The sequence below is a fragment of the Williamsia sp. genome, assembly GCF_036566845.1.
GTDB lineage: Bacteria > Actinomycetota > Actinomycetes > Mycobacteriales > Mycobacteriaceae > Williamsia.
In genome coordinates this window covers 19,787-36,582 of sequence record NZ_DATCVM010000109.1, presented here as the reverse complement: position 1 = coordinate 36,582, position 16,796 = coordinate 19,787, and the positions used below count along the sequence as shown (strand labels likewise).

The window sequence follows — 16,796 nt, the reverse complement described above, 5'->3', positions numbered from 1 at the left end:
GACGACAGGGACCGTGCTGAGCAGACCCGGTCAGCGAGTGGTGTCGAAGGGTTCGGTCGCCGGATCGGCGGTCGGATCGGCGGCCGGCTCTTTGACGTCACGCCGGCGCCAGCGCTTGTAGATCTCGCTGAGGATCGGCAGCACCGAGACGAACACGATGAGCAAGAAGATGTAGTCGATGTTGTCCTGGATGAACGAGATCTGTCCGAGCCAGAAGCCGAGCAGGGTCACACCCACACCCCACAAGATCGCGCCGACGATGTTGTAGAGGAGGAACGTCGAGTAGCGCATCCGCGCGGCGCCGGCCACCAGCGGCGCGAAGGTGCGCACGATCGGGACAAAACGGGCCAGGACGATGGTGATGGGACCGTGCTTCTCGAAGAACTCGTGGGCTTCGTCGATGTACTTCTTCTTCAGGACCCTCGCATCGGTTTTGAAGAGCGAATAACCGAAGCGGTTGCCGAGGAAGTAACCCACCTGGTCGCCGAGGAATGCGGCGATGGGGATGGTGACCAGCAGCACCCAGAGCGGGGCAAACGGCTCGATCTCATCGGATTTTGCGGCCACGATCAGGCCGGCGGTGAACAGAAGTGAGTCGCCCGGCAGCAGCGGGAACAGCAGCCCCGATTCGATGAACACGACGAGGAGCAATCCGCCCAACATCCATGTCCCGAACGAGTTGAGCAGGTTGACCGGGTCCAGGAACCCAGGCAACAGGGCCACTTCGGTGGTGGTCTGGGCAAGAAGAGTCTCGATCACAGAAGCCAAGCGTACCGGGTGATCGTCGGCTGAACTCAATCCGGCGGGTCCGGGAGCGGCAGGGCAGGCGTGCACTTGACATACTTGTCCCGAGACATAATCGAAACTGCAGCTCTGGAGGACCTATGCCCATCGCAACCCCCGAACAATATGCGCAGATGCTCAACGCGGCGAAAGAAGGCGGGTTCGCCTTCCCCGCGATCAACTGCACCTCGTCGAACAGCATCAATGCCGCGATCAAGGGATTCGCCGACGCCGGCAGTGACGGAATCATCCAGTTCTCGACCGGTGGTGCCGAGTTCGGTTCGGGCCTGGGCATCAAGGACATGGTCACCGGCGCCGTTGCGCTCGCCGAGTTCGCTCACGTTGTCGCCGAGAAGTACAACGTGCTGGTCGCGCTGCACACCGACCACTGCCCCAAGGACAAGCTCGACACCTACGTCCGCCCGCTGATCGAGATCTCACAGGCACGGGTGGACGCCGGCCAGAACCCGCTGTTCCAGTCGCACATGTGGGACGGCAGCGCGGTGCCGCTCGAGGAGAACCTGGAAATCGCCAAGGAACTGCTCGCAAAGGCCGCCGCCGCAAAGATCGTCCTCGAGATCGAGATCGGCGTTGTCGGTGGTGAAGAAGACGGTGTCGAGAACGAGATCAACGACAAACTGTTCACCACCGCCGAAGATTTCGAGGCCACCATCGAGGCACTCGGCGCCGGCGACACCGGCAGCCGCTACCTGCTGGCCGCGACGTTCGGCAACGTCCACGGTGTCTACAAGCCCGGCAACGTCAAGCTGCGTCCCGAGGTCCTCAAGACCGGTCAGGAAGTCGCCGTCAAGAAGCTCGGTCTGTCCGACGACGCCAAGCCGTTCGACTTCGTCTTTCACGGCGGATCGGGCTCGCTCAAGAGCGAGATCGAGGAGTCTCTGAGCTACGGCGTCATCAAGATGAACGTCGACACCGACACCCAGTACGCGTTCACCCGCCCGATCGCCGGTCACATGTTCGCGAATTACGACGGCGTCCTGAAGGTCGACGGCGAGGTCGGCAACAAAAAGGTCTACGACCCGCGCAACTACCTGAAGAAGGCAGAAGCGTCGATGAGCGAGCGTGTTGTCGAGGCCTGCAACGACCTCAAGTCGACGGGCAAGTCGATCCTGGGCTGACACACCCCGGCTTCACCCGGCGATCAGAGCATCAGTCCGACAAGGACTGCGAGCGCCAGCAAGACCAACGCAGCGGCTGCACACACGACCGAGGTATCCACCCGGCGGTGCGGCCGCTGCGTCGTTGTGGTCATCCGAACCGCAGCGGGTTCGACGCCGGTTGGCCGATAGGCCGACGGTGGGTTCGGTCGACCGCCCGGATACGGCTGGGCGAGATATGCCGGTGTGGGCTCGGGCCGGGAGTAACCGGGCCGGGCGTGATTGGGCTGGGCCGGATAGGGCGTCGCCGAATAGGCGGGCGGTGGGGAATAGGCGCCGGGGCGCGGCGCCGCCGTCGGTGGTCCGGGGAACCGGGCTGTCGCGGCCGGATTCGGTGCGAGGTTCGGAGTCGGTGGCAGTTGTATCCGACGCCTCGGGATGGCTGGGGCTGCGGGAACCGGGGCGGTGGTGGCGTGGGAGTTGTCCACGTCCGTGCGCCCGGGCTGACCGGCAGCCGATGGCATGGCAGCGGTCGGAGCGTTCACCACGTGGTGGTCGGCGGGCGTATGTACCGATGGCCGATCTGGTGATGAGGGCACCTGAGGAAGCCTAGCTTCGCGGGGCGGAAGGTGTGCGGACGTTCACCGGAGCCATCAGCCCTTGCAGACCTTCCACTCGCCGTCGATCTTGCTCAGCGTCAATGCCACATCGAGTTTCTCGTCGGGTGTTGCGGTCTTGTAGGCGATCACTTCGACCACCGCGCTGTTGCCGTCGTCGACGATCTTCGAAGCCTTGACCCCGTCGACTCCGACGAGCTCGTTGTTGGCCTCCTGCGCACGGTGGTCCGCGGCGAACTCCGAGTCCGACATCGTGGTGAATCGCTGCTGCGCCTCACCACAGGTGATCTCGCGAAGCACGACGATGTTGCCGTCCTGCAATGCGGTGACGTATTCGAGTGCGCGATCGGCGGCGACGTCGGCCGGTGGTGCGTCGGCGTCGTCGCCACCGGCCACCAGGACGAACGCCACGACCACTGCCGCGATGATCACCAGGAGTGCGACCAGTGAGATCCAGAGTCCCTTCCGGGATTTCTTGGGTGTGCTTTCCGGTGGTCGAGTTTGCGGATTGCCGCCAGCTGGAATGTATTGCGGCGCAGCCGGTTCGGCTTTCCAGTTGCCGCCAGGCCGGGCTGGGGGAGGCGTCGCTGCCGCCGCGGCCACGGGAGCGACCTTGCCGATGTTGATCTTCTCGGTGGTGGCGTCCGATCCGGTGTCGATCCGTTCGGTTGCCCTGTCGTCGGCGGGTGACCCTGCGGGTGCGACGACCGCGGGCGGCGGGCCGGGCGTCACCGCAGCGAAGCGGGTGGTGGCCTCGTCGCTGAACTCCGGGGTGGGCGCAGGCGTGGGTGCCGGGTCCTCGGCGACGGGCTGAGCCACTCCGGCGGTGGCCGCGGCATCGGCGTTCTCGGTCCCGGCGTTCTCTGTCGCGGGAGCCTGGGCATCGAGTGCCGGCGTCTCCGGGGCGTCGGTCTCGGGTGCCTCGGTGTCGGGGGCGTCGGCATCAGATGCTTCCGCGGCGGCGGCGGCCGCCGCAGCAGCTTCAGGCGCGAACGAGTCATCCTCTGGAGCTTTGTGTCCGTCGGCGTCGGTTCCGGGAGCGTCGATGTCGGACGCCACGGGGTCTGGAACCTCGTTGACCGGCTCGGCCTCGGCGACTTCGGCTTCGGCGACGTCGGCCCCGACCGCCTGGTTGTCGGCCACTCTGTCGGGGACGACCTCGTCTGGGGTCACGTCGTCACGGACCACGTTGTCCTCGACTGCCGGCGTGGCGGCTTCGGCCGGATCGTCGGTGCCAGGGGTTTCGTCCGCGCCGGCTTCGGTGGCTTCGGCGGTGGCTGGTTCGTCGGCCGGGTTTTCTGCGGCCGGGGTTTCGGTGGCGACCGGTTCGGTGTCGTCCGCAGCCGGCGTTTCGGTGTCTGCTGATTGCGCCTCGGGAGTCCCGGTGTTCGTCACCTCCGCCGGGGCTTCTGCCTGTTGCGTCGAGATCGGCTTGGTGAGCCCGGCGTCGGTGTCGTGCGAAGGGGCGGGGGTGTCGGGGGTGTCCTGCGAAGGAGCGACAGTCGACTCGACGGCAGGCTCGGCCGGTGGCTGATCGACCTGCTGCGGGCGTCGCTCGAGGCGGTTCGGTGGCTCGGTCGGTGCCACCGGTTCGTACCGCTCCTCGCGACGTTTCCGGAACGTCGAAAACGTCCGGTTCACAAAAGAATTACCCTCATCGTCAGGATGTGACATCCACCCAGCCCTGTCCCTAGACCGACAACTGATTTCAGCGCGCAGAGGCCGGTCGACAACTGGATCACGAAATACCCCCGCGCAGCGCTGCGCCCACCCTATCGAACCGGCAGGGAGGTGGACGGGTCGACCGGTTCTGAAGCAGAGCTGCGACAATGAAGCGATGACGTCGTTCGGAGATCTTCTCGGCCCCCAACCCACCCTGTTGACCGGAGATGACGAGGCAGAATCGGACCTGTTGAACGGGGCCGATCCGGCCGCCGTCGCCGCAGCGCATCCCACCGCCTCGATCGCCTGGGCCTATCTGGCCGAGGCATCCATCAACGAGGGCGCAACCATCACCGCCTACGCCTATGCGCGCACCGGCTATCACCGCGGACTCGACCAGCTGCGCCGCCACGGGTGGAAGGGATTCGGTCCGGTGCCGTGGCGCCACGAGCCGAACCAGGGATTCCTGCGTTGCGTCGGAGTCCTGGCCCGCGCGGCACAGACGATCGGCGAGGAAGACGAGTACCTCCGTTGTCTCGACCTGCTGAACGACAGTGACCCCGCAGCCGCCGGCGAGCTCGGGCTCGCCTGACCATGACGGCAAGCGGGGGCGTCGGCTGATCGACCGGATCCGGATCGATCGCAGTCGGGTCCCCGCACGCCTTCGCGCGCCCCTGCACCGCTTGCGGGTGTCGATCGTGCCGGTGCTGCAATGTGCGTTGGGCGCGGGTCTGGCGTGGTTGATCGCCACCGAGGTCTTCGGGCACAAGCAGCCGTTCTTCGCGCCGATCGCCGCGGTCATCTCGCTGGGCCTGTCGGCGGGCCGACGACAGCGTCGTGCGCTCGAGGTGGCCTTCGGTGTCACCGTGGGAGTCGCGGTCGGCGACCTCATCATCTCGGTGATCGGGTCGGGCACGTGGCAGATCATGGTCGTTGTCGCAATCGCGATGTCGGCGGCAGTCCTTCTCGACAAGGGTCCGCTGGTTCCCATGCAGGCGGCGAGTTCCGCGGTGTTGGTCGCAACCCTGCTGCCGCCCGGCGGAATCGAAGGATTCAACCGGATGATCGACGCGTTCACCGGTGGAGTGGTGGCGATCGCTGTCATCGCGTTGATGCCGACACATCCGGTGTTGCGGGCCCGCAGCGACGCCGCCGCCGTGCTCGCCACGACCGCCGATGTCCTGTCGGACGTTGCAGCCGGTCTGCGCGCGATGGACACCGATCGTGTGCGGTCGGCACTCGAACGTGCACGCGGAACCCAGTCCGGAATCGACGAGATGCGGTCGGACATCTCCGGGGGTGAGGAGATCAGCAAGATCTCACCGCTGCACTGGGCAAATCATTCCCGTTTCGATCGGGTGGCGGCGGTGGCCGACCCACTCGACAACGCGGTCCGCAATGTCCGGGTGCTTGCCCGTCGTGCCGCCGGGGCCGTCGACAACGACGATCGGATCCAACCCCAGATCATCGAGTTGGTGGCCGACCTCGGACACGCCTGTTACGTGCTCAACGACATGATGCTCGCCGATCCGGGACAGTCGCCGGATCAGGCCGAGGGAGCGCGGGTACTGCGGAGCATCGCCAGGCGGTCGGGCAAAGGTCTGGTCGCCGACAGTGGGCTCACCGAGACCGTGATCCTGGCGCAGGTCAGGTCGACTCTGGTCGATCTGTTGATGGTCTGCGGTCTGACGCGGGTGTCGGCCCTCGCCACCTTGCGGTGATCTCCCGCGCTTGCAACACATGCATGATCGTGCATATATTGGGATTCGGCTGATCAAGCCGCATTCGTCGACTGGAGGGACCTTTCGTGGGCCACTCGCACAGCCATTCCGGCCATGGCCACGCACCTGCGATGCCGGGGCAGCAACGCAGGATCTGGCCCATGGTCGTCGGCGCCGTCATCATCTCGGTGTTCTTCGTCCTGGAGATCACCGTCGGCGTGATGGTGAACTCGCTGGCACTGATAGCCGATGCCGGGCACATGCTCACCGATGTCGTTGCGATGCTGATGGGACTCGGGGCACTCCTGCTGGCCCGCCACGGCGCTGCAGACGACGTGAAGACGTTCGGCTGGCATCGCGCCGAGGTGTTCACCGCCATCGCCAACGCAATCCTGCTCCTGGGTGTCGCGGCCTACGTCCTCTACGAGGCCATCGAGCGCATCGGAACCGATCCGCACGTCCCCGGCCTGACGCTGGTGATCGTCGCCCTGGTCGGCCTGGCCGCCAACATCGTTGTGATGCTGCTGCTCCGCAGTGACTCCAAGGGGAGCATCGCGGTGCGGGGTGCGTACATGGAAGTCCTCGCCGACGCGGTGGGTTCGGTGGGCGTCCTGATCGCCGGCATCGTCACGATGACCACGAACTGGCCGTACGCCGACCTCGTCGTCGCCGTCCTGATCGCGCTCTGGGTGGCGCCGCGGGCAGTTCGGCTGGCCCTCGATGCCCTGCGCATCCTGGCGCAGCAGGCGCCGCAACATGTTGACGTGGACAGGATCCGGGGAGAACTCGTCGACATCGACGGTGTCACCGACGTCCACGACCTGCACGTGTGGACCTTGACAACCGGCATGGATGTGGCGACCGTGCACGTGACCGCCACCTCCGACAACGCCGCCGTCCTGGTGGCGGCACGCGAAGTACTCGAAGCCCACGGGCTCGACCACGCCACGATTCAGGTCGACCCGGCCGGCATGCAGGAGGACTGCCACAAGAAGATCACCTGGTAGCCCCGGAACGTCCGGTTTTGGTGGCTATTGGTGAGCAAAACCCAGGTGAGCGGCGCCAAAAGCCACCAGAATTGGGAGTCGCTACCGCCAGAAGACGAAGAGCTGCCAGCCCCATGAGGCCAATGCTCGGTCTGCGCCGCCCAATTCGAAGATCCCGTAGACGATGTCGAAGAAGATCCGGTTCAGTGTAGGGATGAACAGCAGGACGAAGATCAGTAGAAACCCGTACGGCGCAATCGGTTCCACCGAACGTCTCGTCTGGTCGGACAGGTGCGGCTCGATGATCCCGTAACCGTCGAGGCCGGGGATCGGGAGCAGATTCAGCAGGGCAGCGGTGATCTGGAGGACGGCCAGCATCGACAGCGCCGACCAGAAGTTGAGCTCGGGCAGCAGCGCGAACAGATCCTGGCTGCCGATCACCACCAGCAGAACCCCGCCCAGCACGATGTTCGTCAACGGTCCCGCGGCCGAGACTCCGCTGCGTTGGGCTTTCGTGAATCCCGACTGGTTGACGTACACCGCGCCACCGGGAAAACCGATGCCGCCCAAGATGATGAACAGCAGCGGCAAGACCAGTGACAGCCCCGGATGTGCGTACTTGAGGGGATTGAGCGTCAGATAACCCCGCAGTTCGGCTCCGTGGTCGCCGAACTTGAATGCGGTTACCGCATGGGCGAACTCGTGCAGGCACAGCGAGATGACCCAGCCGCCCATCACCATCAGCAACGCGCCGAAGATGGCCGTCGGTGTGCGTTCGCCGCCGGCGTTCCACAGGATCACCGCGCCGATGGCCGTGGCCGCGACAACGGCGAGGAATACCGGTCCGGGCCGGACGGCACGGGCCACGGCGCCCATGGTTCCCGGGGTCACGGCCGCACCAGATGCCAGTTCTGCTGATTGCGGTAGAACGTCGACCGTTTTGTCGGACGTGGGGCGGTGATGCCGTCGCGCTCGACGATCAGCTGCGTCGCACCGGTCTGGGCGGCCCGGCCGGCATGCCAGCGCGAACGGAAACGTTTGTCCAGACGTGCCCGCACACCGGGCATCTCGGCGATCGGTTCGACGATCACCGCCTTGGCCTTACCGCGGAAAAGCAGTGTGCTGTCCACGTAGCTCTCGCCGTCCAGGTCGCCGTCGATGCCGCGCTGCCGGGCCGCGCCGAGCAGGACGATTGCCATGTCGTCGCGGATCAGCGGAACCTCGGCGGCCGATCCCTCCGTTGCCAGCACGGCCGCGGCCGAACCGGTCGGCAGTCCGTAGACGCCGGAGGCCGGGGTCGCGAACGGCAGGACGAGAGCGACCTCGACGTCGAGCCGCTCCATCAGCATCAACCGGCCGATGACCGCGGCGCAGAACGCGTCCGGCAGATCCGGCCCGGCGACCACGATCAGTCGTTTGACGTGGGGATCGGACAACACCGAAGTGAGGGTGGTGATGATCGGTCCACGCTCGCGGACTGTCCGCGTGCACTTCGGGCCTGCGGGGATCAGCTCGTCCGGCGCGGACTCCTCGGCGATCACCCGTACCTCTGCAGATCGCACCCGGCCCTCGCTCACATTCGGTGGACCCCTGTGTGTCCCACATCTGCTGTCGCATGCCTGCTGTCGCATGCGTTTCCTGCCGCGATCCTACTGATCGGAGGCCGCGGGTGATTTGCGAGCCGTCTGACATGCGGGGGAGGTCCGGTAGCAGATATCCGGTCACGACCAAGTAGGGTTGACCCACGGTTCGGTGTCGCATCTGACGTGCGCCGGCCGGAAGGAGCGCGTAAATGCCTGCGATCGTGCTGATCGGCGCCCAGTGGGGCGATGAAGGTAAAGGTAAAGCCACCGATCTCTTGGGTGGTCGCCTGCAGTGGGTGGTGCGGTATCAGGGCGGAAACAACGCCGGGCACACCGTCGTCCTACCCAACGGCGAAACCTTCGCCCTGCATCTGATCCCGTCCGGGATCCTGACCCCCGGCGTCAAGAACGTCATCGGCAACGGCGTTGTTGTCGATCCCGGGGTGCTGCTGACCGAACTCAGTGGGCTCGAAGACCGGGACGTCGACACCACCGGCCTGCTGATCTCGGCCGACGCCCACCTGCTGATGCCGTACCACGTGGCCATCGACAAGGTGACCGAACGGTTCCTGGGCAACAAGAAGATCGGCACCACGGGACGGGGTATCGGCCCCTGCTATCAGGACAAGATCGCCCGCGTGGGAGTGCGTGTCGCCGACGTGCTCGACGAGAGCATCCTGACCCAGAAGGTCGAGGCCGCGCTCGAGATCAAGAACCAGATCCTCACCAAGATCTACAACCGTCGTGCGCTCGAACCGGCGAAGGTGGTCGAAGAGGTCCTGGGCCAGGCCGACGGTTTCAAGCACCGCATCGCCGACACGCGCCTGCTGCTGAACCAGGCGCTCGAGTCCGGCGAGACCGTGCTGCTCGAAGGTTCGCAGGGCACCCTGCTCGACGTCGACCACGGCACCTACCCGTACGTGACCTCGTCGAACCCGACATCCGGTGGCGCATCGGTCGGTTCGGGCATCGGCCCCACCCGCATCACCACCGTGCTCGGAATCCTCAAGGCGTACACCACGCGTGTGGGATCGGGACCGTTCCCCACCGAACTGTTCGACGAGTGGGGCGCATATCTGGCCAAGACCGGCGGCGAGGTCGGTGTGACCACCGGGCGCGCCCGTCGTTGTGGCTGGTTCGACGCGGTGATCGCGCGGTATGCCACCCGGGTCAACGGAATCACCGACTTCTTCCTGACGAAGCTCGACGTCCTGTCCAGCCTCGACACCATCCCGATCTGTGTCGCCTACGAGGTCGATGGACAGCGGGTGGATGAGATGCCGATGAGCCAGACCGGTTTTCACCACGCCAAGCCGATCTACGAGGAGATGCCCGGCTGGTGGGAAGACATCTCGCATTGCCGGACCTTTGACGACCTGCCCAAGAACGCCCAGGACTACGTGTTGCGTCTCGAGGAACTCTCGGGAGCCCACATCTCGTGCATCGGTGTCGGTCCCGGTCGCGATCAGACGATCGTTCGGCGCGAGATCCTCTGATCCGGGGCCCGTGAGCTCGGTCGACAGATTCACAGATACACCAGGCCGCCGGTCAGCAGATGTTGCTGACCGGCGGCTTTTTGTTTCGCGGCGTGACAATGGACCGCCCGATCTGAGACGATTCTGGAAAACCATCCCGACCCGCAGTCTTGGCGTGATACAAATCACTGACATCAAGCAGTCAGTGTTGACTGTAATCAACGGGGGTTGGGATGAACACGACGATCAACAGTGGGGTGTCGCGGCGGTCGCTGCTGAAGGGGGTCGGTGCTGCGGCCACCGTCACCGGGGCGGCGATGGTGATCCCGTCGTTCGTCGGACCGGAGGCCGCAGGGGTGCCACCGGCCGGCCGGCCGCGGCGGGAGGTCGCTGTCTTCGGTGGTGGCATGTCCGGCCTGACCGTCGCGCACGAGCTGATCGAACGAGGGTTCTCTGTCACCGTCTACGAGCCGGCCCACCTCGGCGGCAAGGCCCGCAGTATGGACGCGCCGGGCCCGGTGTCCGGCGGCCGTCAGGCCTTGCCCGGTGAACACGGCTTCCGCTTCTTTCCCGGCTGCTATCAGCATGTGCCCGACACGATGTCGCGCATCCCGGTTGCCGGCGGCTCGAATGTGCGCGATGCCCACCTGATCAACGTCGAGGGCGCCGTCATCGTCTTCGACGAACCCGGCTACGCGCCGGTGATCGCGCCGCAGTCGATCGAGGGGATGATCGAACATGCCGGTGCCGTCACCGATTTGGAGAACTTGCGCAGCGCCCTGATGACCGGGCTGACGCTCACCGGCGACATCCCGCCTGCCGAACTCGCCTACTTCGTAGGCCGTGAACTCATCATCGCCACGAGCTGCGAAGAGCGCCGGATCGGGCAGTGGGAGAAGCAATCGTGGATGGAGTTCGTCAAGGCAAAGGGTAAGTCGAGTTCGTACCAGAAGTATCTGGTCAGTGCGCTCACGCGAGCGACCGTCGCGGCCAAGCCGGATATGGGCTCGGCACGCACGATCGGACAGATCGGGTTGGCGCTGGCCACCTCGGCCACCGGGCTGATCGGGCAATACGACGCGACCCTCGTCAGCGGTGGGGTCGACCGAATCCTCAACGCTCCCACCAATCATGCCTGGATCGATCCGTGGGTCGAATACCTGAAGAGTCGCGGGGTGCGGTTCGTGATGGGGCAAGGGGCAACCGGATTCGATGTCACCGACGGTCGCATCGTCGGTGCGCGCGTCGGTGGTGACGCCGGGGCGTCGTCGGTCACCGCGGACTGGTACGTCGCAGCGATGCCACTGGACCGGCTCAAACCGCTACTCCAGCAACAGATCCTCTCGGCCGCCCCGGAGCTCGAAGGTATCCGGTCGCTGCAGGACGACTGGATGGTCGGCATCCAGTACTACCTGTCGCGCCGATCCGACGTTCCGCCCAGCCACATCGCGGCGCTGGGCACCCCATGGGCCCTGACCGGGCTGTTCCAGGCCTCGCCCTGGGAGGTGGACTTCGGTCGGAAGTACGGCGACGGCACGGTCCACGACTGCCTGTCGGTCGACGTTTCCGACTGGGACACCCCCGGGATCCTGTACCGGAAGACTGCGAAGCAGTGCACGAAAGACGAGATCGCCAGGGAGGTCTGGGCTCAGTTGAGTCGTGCGATGAATCGTGGTGCGACAGCGATCATGCGCGACAGTGAGTTGGTGAGCTGGCACCTCGATCCCGGGATCACGTGGTCGCCCACCGTCTCCAACGCAACGCCGCTGATGGTCAACACCGCCGACTCCTACCGGAACCGGCCGACGGCCGACACCGCGATCGGGAACTTCTTCATCGCCGGCGACCACGTGCGGACCAACATCGACCTCGCAACCATGGAGGGTGCCAACGAATCCGGTCGGCGGGTTGCCAACGCGATCCTGGCCGCAGCCGACAGCGGGGCGGCGTCGGTTCCCGTGCATCCGCTGTGGGAGCTGCCGATTCTTGACCCGTTCAAGCAGGTCGACCGCGACCGCTACCGCGCCGGGCTGCCGCACTTCATGGACGTCTGATGGCGCTAGTATCGTGCCATGACTGGCCGGACCGAACCCATTGCCGGCACAAGCGAACTCGGCATCCGGAGTGCGAAGAGCACGAGGAGCCGCACTCAGATCCTCGATGCGGCAATCGATGTACTCGTGGCCAAGGGCTATGCGCACGCCAGCACGCTGGCGATCCAAGAGGAGGCCGGCGTCTCGCGTGGCAAACTCCTGCACCACTTTCCGTCCCGCGACGACCTCCTGATGGCCGCGGTGCATCACCTGGCCGTGGTCAGGATCGAAGAGCTGCCCATCGCGATCGATTGGCCCGACGACCCGATCGACCGGATCTCGATCGGTGTCGACACCGGATGGTCCACGTTCCATCAGCCCTACTTCGTGGCCTCGATGGAATTGTGGACCGCGGCGCGGACCAACGCGAGACTTCGCAGTGCGCTGCCGCCGGCCGAGAAACAACTCGGCCCCGTTGTCCGTACGGCGGTCGCATCATTTCTCGGTCCGGCACTGACCTCGGCTCCGCGTTACGGCGAGCTCTATCCGATCCTGCTATCGAGCATGCGGGGTGCGGCGGTCACCTATCTGCTCGATCGTCGCGACCCCTTGGAGGATCCGCATCTACCGCTGTGGAAACAGCTGACCGCGGAGTACCTGCTCGACACTTGACGGCCGTGGTCGTCCGACTTTCGAAAATGCGCAAAACGCGACTAACGCACTCAAGCGTGACTGTGATCGCGTGGCGGCCAAGACTCTTGATGTAACGGAGATCACTCCGCGTTCATCGCCGGTCAACCGAGAGCAGTGTCGTCATGTTAGTAGCCTTGGGCCTCCTGATGGTGGCCACGTTCATGGTCCTGATCATCACCAAACGTTCGACCCCGGTGGTGGCGTTGATCCTGGTGCCGGTGGCCTTCGGGTTGTTCGCCGGTGCCGGACTCGGAATCAGTGACATGATCACCGACGGTATCGAGGACCTCGCGCCGACCGCCGCGATGCTCTTCTTCGCGATCATCTACTTCGGGATCATGATCGATGTCGGATTGTTCGACCCCATCGTGCGCGGTGTGGTGCGAGCGGTGCGGGCAGATCCGGCGAGACTTGTTGTCGGGACCGCGTTGCTCGCGATGGTGGTCTCGCTCGACGGCGACGGGTCGACAACCTTCATCATCGTGACGTCCGCGCTGCTTCCGCTCTACCTCAAACTCGGTGTGAGCCCGGTGGTCCTGACCGTGACCGCGGGCCTGGCCAACGGCACCCTCAACATCCTGCCGTGGGGCGGTCCGACCGCACGTGCTGCTGCGGCGCTGGGGATTTCGCCGTCGGAGGTCTTTGTCCCGATGATCCCGTCCCTCGTGGTGGGCCTGGTGATGGTGCTCTTGTTCGCCTATCACCTCGGTGTGCTCGAACGTCGTCGGATCGGATCCATCACGATCCGGGAATCGGTTCTCGTCGGCAGTCGTGACACGGTGACGGTCTCGGGCGGAACAGGATCTGGTGGAACAGGAGCTGGTGGACCAGAGGCCGGAACGGGATCGGGTGGAAATGGCGCTGATGAGTCCGGTGGGGGAACGGCATTCGGCGGAGTACTTGATCCGGGCCGAACCACTTTGCGGCCGAAGCTCTTCTGGGTCAATGCTGCGCTGACCGTCGGTCTGCTCGCGGTGCTGGGCATGGATGTCATCGCGATACCCGTGCTGTTCATGGTGGCTGCAGCGATCGCCCTCGTCATCAACTTCCCCCACGTCAAAGGCCAGCAGGAAGCCATCACACGCCACTCCTCCAGCATCGTCTCGGTGGTTGCGATGGTCCTTGCCGCGGCCGTGTTGACCGGGGTCTTCGCTGGTACCGGGATGGTCGAGGCGATCGCGCAGTGGCTCACCTCAGCGCTTCCGGAGTCGATGGGACCTCATCTCGCGGTGGTCACCGGACTGCTGTCGATGCCGCTGACGTTCCTGATGAGCAACGACGCGTTCTACTTCGGTGTGCTGCCGGTCCTCTCGGAGACGGCCGCGGCCTACGGCATCGATTCGGCGGAGATGGCGCGGGCCTCGATCACCGGCCAGACCGTGCACATGCAGAGTCCGCTGGTGCCGGCCATCTTGTTGCTGGTGTCCCTCGCGGGAGTTTCGCTGGCAGACCACCACAAAAAGGTACTCTGGCGCGCCGTGGCGGTGTCGGTGGCGATGTTGGTGGTCGGAGTCGCGGTGGGATCGATTCCATTCTGATCGCACGGAACTAGTGCCCCGAGTCGAAAGTCCTTTTGCAGTCTCCGGCGTTCGATTGCCGCCTGGCTACGTTGTCGTCGGTCGATATAGCTCCGCTATGTCTCCCTCCTCCGCCTTGCCAGAGCGCAATCGCTCCACCGGATACTCGCAAGAGACTTTCGACTCGCGACACTAGGCTGACGAGATGCGGCTACGCAGCCAGGTGCTCCTCCTGCAGATGGTGGTCCTCGCCGTCAGCCTCGGCCTGGGATTCGGGTTGGTGATCTCCGGCAGTACGAGCCGGCTTCGGGATGAGTACGCCCAACGCGCCCTCGCGATCGCCCGATCGGTTGCAACGGACGATCAGGTGCAGGCCGAGGTCGAGGGCCTGGGAGGTGCGCCAGTCCGGTCGGAGTTGGAAGCCGGCGCCCTGCAACGGCAGGCCGCCGAGGTCGCCGAACGCACCGGGGCACTGTTTGTTGTGATCGGCAACGACGAGGGGCTGCGTCTGGCCCACCCCGATCCCGACGAACTGGGCAAACCCCTCAGCACCGATCCGTCGGAGGCGCTGAGCGGCGACGAGGACCTCGCCACCGACAGTGGCACCCTGGGCGAGTCGGTTCGCGCGAAGGTGCCGGTGTATTCGCTCGACGGCGACCGGGTGGTCGGGCTCGTCAGCGTCGGCATCTCGACCGAGCAGGTTCGCGAGGACGTCAGGCGGGACCTGCTGGCGCTTGCGGGTATCGCCGCCGGTGCGCTGTTCGTGGGGGCGATCGGTTCGATGTTGCTGGCCAGGCGCTGGCGTCGACTGACGTTGGGTCTGGAACCCGATCAGCTGGCCGAACTCGTCCGGGAGCAAGGCGCGGTGCTGCACTCGATCTCCGAAGGTGTGGTCGCGATCGACGGTGATTCCGTGGTCCGGGTGATCAACGACAGAGCCCGCGAACTGCTGGCCATCACCGCTGACGTCGGTGCGAAGGTCGACGAAATCGGCTTGACCGCGAGGGTTTTGGAAGTCGCGCGAACGCCGGTGTCCGACCCGCGATCGGCCACCGTCGGCGACCGCATCGTCCTGGTCAGCTCACATCCGGTCCGCCGCGACAACCGCGACCTCGGAATGGTGCTGTCGGTGGTCGACCGCACCGACGTCGAATCGCTGACCCGCCAGGTCGACTCGATCAAGGCCATGAGCGACGCCCTGCGGGCCTCGCGTCACGAGTCCGCCAATCAGATGCACCTGATCGCGGGGTTGCTGCGACAAGGCGACAGTGCGAACGCACTAGACTACCTCGACGAGGTGATGGGCACCGGGCCGTACGGCATGGAGATCCCCGGGATCGAGAACATCGGAGAACCTCATCTGCGTGCCTTCATCGATGCCAAAGCCGCCGTCGCGCGTGAACGCGGCGTGCTATTGACGTTGGACGAGCAGACCTACCTTCAAGGCATACTGGTCGAACCCGTGGTGGTCACGACCATCGTCGGCAATCTCATCGACAACGCGATCGAGGCAGTTGCCGGACTGCCGGAAGCCCAGGTGTGCGTGGAGTTGATCAGCGAGGACGAGACACTCCTGGTGACCGTCGCCGACTCGGGCCGGGGCGTAGCGTTCGACGATCCACAGCAGGTGTTCATCGAAGGCGTCACCACCCACGACGACCGGACGGTCCCCGGCGGCCGGGGGATGGGCCTGGCGTTGTCCAGGCTGCTCGCCTGGCAATCGGGCGGTGACCTCTCGCTGGTGGACCGAGGCGGCGGCGTCTCGGCCGACAATCGGCTCGGCGGTGCCGTCTTCCTGGCCCGGCTCCCGCACATGCTCGAAGGGGCGGCGCCATGAGTTCGCCACCACTCGAGGTGCTGATCGTCGACGACGACTTCCGCGTCGCGGCCCTGCACGCGGGTGTTGTCGACGCCGTCGGTGGGCTCGCCGTGGTGGCCCGCGCCGGCAGCATCGCGCAGGCCATGGCGGCGATCTCGGATCATCCGAACATCTCGCTGGCGCTGATCGATGTCCACCTCCCGGACGGCTTCGGCCTCGACCTGCTGGCCCGGATCGATTGCGATGCCTTTGTGCTCAGCGCGGAAACCGACGGCGGAGCGGTCCGCCGGGCGCTGCGGATGGGCGCGCTGACGTACCTGATCAAGCCTTTCGACAACACCGAGCTGGCGCGCCGACTCTCCGCGTACCTGCAGTACCGCCGGATTCTCGCCGAGCCGACCCTCGAGCAGGAAGCCGTCGACGCGGCGCTCGGCGCGCTCCGTTTCGGCCGGGCGTCGCGGGAGATCATCGAAACCGGTTCTCGGACAGAGGAGTTGATCCTGCGGACCTTCGCCGACACGGACACGTCGATGTTCGCCGATGAGGTGTCGGCCGCCGTCGGCATCTCGCCGCCCACCGCCCGACGGCACCTCGCCAACCTGGTGGCATCTGGGAAACTGACGATGCGTCTGCGATACGGGGCGACCGGCCGGCCGAAGCAGGAGTACCGCCGGCATTCCTGAACTCGACCTGACCCCGGACTTGTTCGGGAGTCGTGGCGGGGGCGTAGCGCACCTGGTTGCGCAGGTAGATTGCGGGTGTCGGTGAATCGGGTGTCGGTGGATCGGG

15 protein-coding genes are annotated in these 16,796 nt (G+C 65.5%); 10 read left to right on the top strand and 5 right to left on the bottom strand.

Going from position 1 to position 16,796, the window contains the following annotated elements:
• Positions 1-30 precede the first annotated feature (30 nt).
• Positions 31-759 carry a VTT domain-containing protein gene (locus VIQ49_RS10015; protein ID WP_331883916.1) on the bottom strand — a complete coding sequence of 243 codons (729 nt, stop codon included), beginning with the start codon at positions 757-759 and terminating at the stop codon, positions 31-33.
• Between the two features lie 125 nt (positions 760-884).
• Between VIQ49_RS10015 and fbaA the strand changes: the two genes are divergently transcribed.
• Positions 885-1,922 (top strand): class II fructose-bisphosphate aldolase, encoded by a 1,038-nt coding sequence (gene fbaA / locus VIQ49_RS10010; RefSeq protein WP_331883914.1) that lies wholly within the window; start codon positions 885-887, stop codon positions 1,920-1,922.
• A 23-nt stretch (positions 1,923-1,945) separates the two neighbouring features.
• Here fbaA and VIQ49_RS10005 read toward each other — a convergent pair whose 3' ends face one another.
• Both VIQ49_RS10005 and VIQ49_RS10000 read right to left on the bottom strand, forming a co-directional pair.
• Positions 1,946-2,500, bottom strand: a complete 555-nt coding sequence (locus VIQ49_RS10005; RefSeq protein ID WP_331883911.1) for a hypothetical protein — start codon at positions 2,498-2,500, stop codon at positions 1,946-1,948.
• A gap of 54 nt (positions 2,501-2,554) precedes the next feature.
• On the bottom strand, positions 2,555-4,192 hold the full coding sequence (locus VIQ49_RS10000; protein ID WP_331883909.1) for a hypothetical protein: 1,638 nt from the start codon (positions 4,190-4,192) through the stop codon (positions 2,555-2,557).
• Between the two features lie 163 nt (positions 4,193-4,355).
• On the opposite strand from VIQ49_RS10000, the gene VIQ49_RS09995 reads away from it, so the two are divergent.
• From VIQ49_RS09995 to VIQ49_RS09985, 3 genes are all read left to right on the top strand, one after another.
• Positions 4,356-4,772 carry a DUF3151 domain-containing protein gene (locus tag VIQ49_RS09995; RefSeq protein WP_331883906.1) on the top strand — a complete coding sequence of 139 codons (417 nt, stop codon included), beginning with the start codon at positions 4,356-4,358 and terminating at the stop codon, positions 4,770-4,772.
• 25 nt (positions 4,773-4,797) lie between these two features.
• Entirely contained in the window at positions 4,798-5,901 is a 1,104-nt protein-coding gene (locus VIQ49_RS09990) for an FUSC family protein (protein ID WP_331883963.1), read from the top strand.
• Positions 5,902-5,987: 86 nt separating this feature from the next.
• Positions 5,988-6,908 carry a cation diffusion facilitator family transporter gene (locus VIQ49_RS09985; RefSeq protein ID WP_331883904.1) on the top strand — a complete coding sequence of 307 codons (921 nt, stop codon included), beginning with the start codon at positions 5,988-5,990 and terminating at the stop codon, positions 6,906-6,908.
• An 81-nt stretch (positions 6,909-6,989) separates the two neighbouring features.
• Here the strand turns inward: VIQ49_RS09985 and VIQ49_RS09980 are convergent, their stop codons facing one another.
• Entirely contained in the window at positions 6,990-7,778 is a 789-nt protein-coding gene (locus VIQ49_RS09980; protein ID WP_414731610.1) for a site-2 protease family protein, read from the bottom strand.
• A complete protein-coding gene (locus VIQ49_RS09975; protein WP_331883902.1) occupies positions 7,775-8,449 on the bottom strand; it encodes a hypothetical protein in 675 nt (224 codons plus the stop codon). Before VIQ49_RS09975 ends, VIQ49_RS09980 begins: the two co-directional genes overlap by 4 nt.
• 230 nt (positions 8,450-8,679) lie before the next feature.
• Here VIQ49_RS09975 and VIQ49_RS09970 point away from each other — a divergent pair, with 230 nt between their 5' ends.
• The 6 genes from VIQ49_RS09970 to VIQ49_RS09945 all read left to right on the top strand — a co-directional run bounded on the left by VIQ49_RS09970 (position 8,680) and on the right by VIQ49_RS09945 (position 16,690).
• Positions 8,680-9,966: an adenylosuccinate synthase gene (locus VIQ49_RS09970; RefSeq protein ID WP_331883900.1), complete on the top strand. Its 1,287-nt coding sequence runs from the start codon at positions 8,680-8,682 to the stop codon at positions 9,964-9,966.
• Positions 9,967-10,178: 212 nt separating this feature from the next.
• Positions 10,179-11,999: a hydroxysqualene dehydroxylase gene (locus VIQ49_RS09965; protein ID WP_331883898.1), complete on the top strand. Its 1,821-nt coding sequence runs from the start codon at positions 10,179-10,181 to the stop codon at positions 11,997-11,999.
• Between the two features lie 18 nt (positions 12,000-12,017).
• Complete coding sequence (locus VIQ49_RS09960; protein ID WP_331883896.1) at positions 12,018-12,650, top strand: TetR/AcrR family transcriptional regulator; 633 nt, start codon at positions 12,018-12,020, stop codon at positions 12,648-12,650.
• Between the two features lie 143 nt (positions 12,651-12,793).
• Positions 12,794-14,209, top strand: a complete 1,416-nt coding sequence (locus VIQ49_RS09955; protein WP_331883893.1) for a CitMHS family transporter — start codon at positions 12,794-12,796, stop codon at positions 14,207-14,209.
• Between the two features lie 184 nt (positions 14,210-14,393).
• Positions 14,394-16,025 (top strand): sensor histidine kinase, encoded by a 1,632-nt coding sequence (locus VIQ49_RS09950; protein WP_331883890.1) that lies wholly within the window; start codon positions 14,394-14,396, stop codon positions 16,023-16,025.
• Positions 16,022-16,690 carry a response regulator gene (locus VIQ49_RS09945; RefSeq protein ID WP_331883888.1) on the top strand — a complete coding sequence of 223 codons (669 nt, stop codon included), beginning with the start codon at positions 16,022-16,024 and terminating at the stop codon, positions 16,688-16,690. The genes VIQ49_RS09950 and VIQ49_RS09945 overlap by 4 nt, the downstream gene beginning before the upstream one ends.
• The last annotated feature ends 106 nt before the right edge of the window (positions 16,691-16,796 follow it).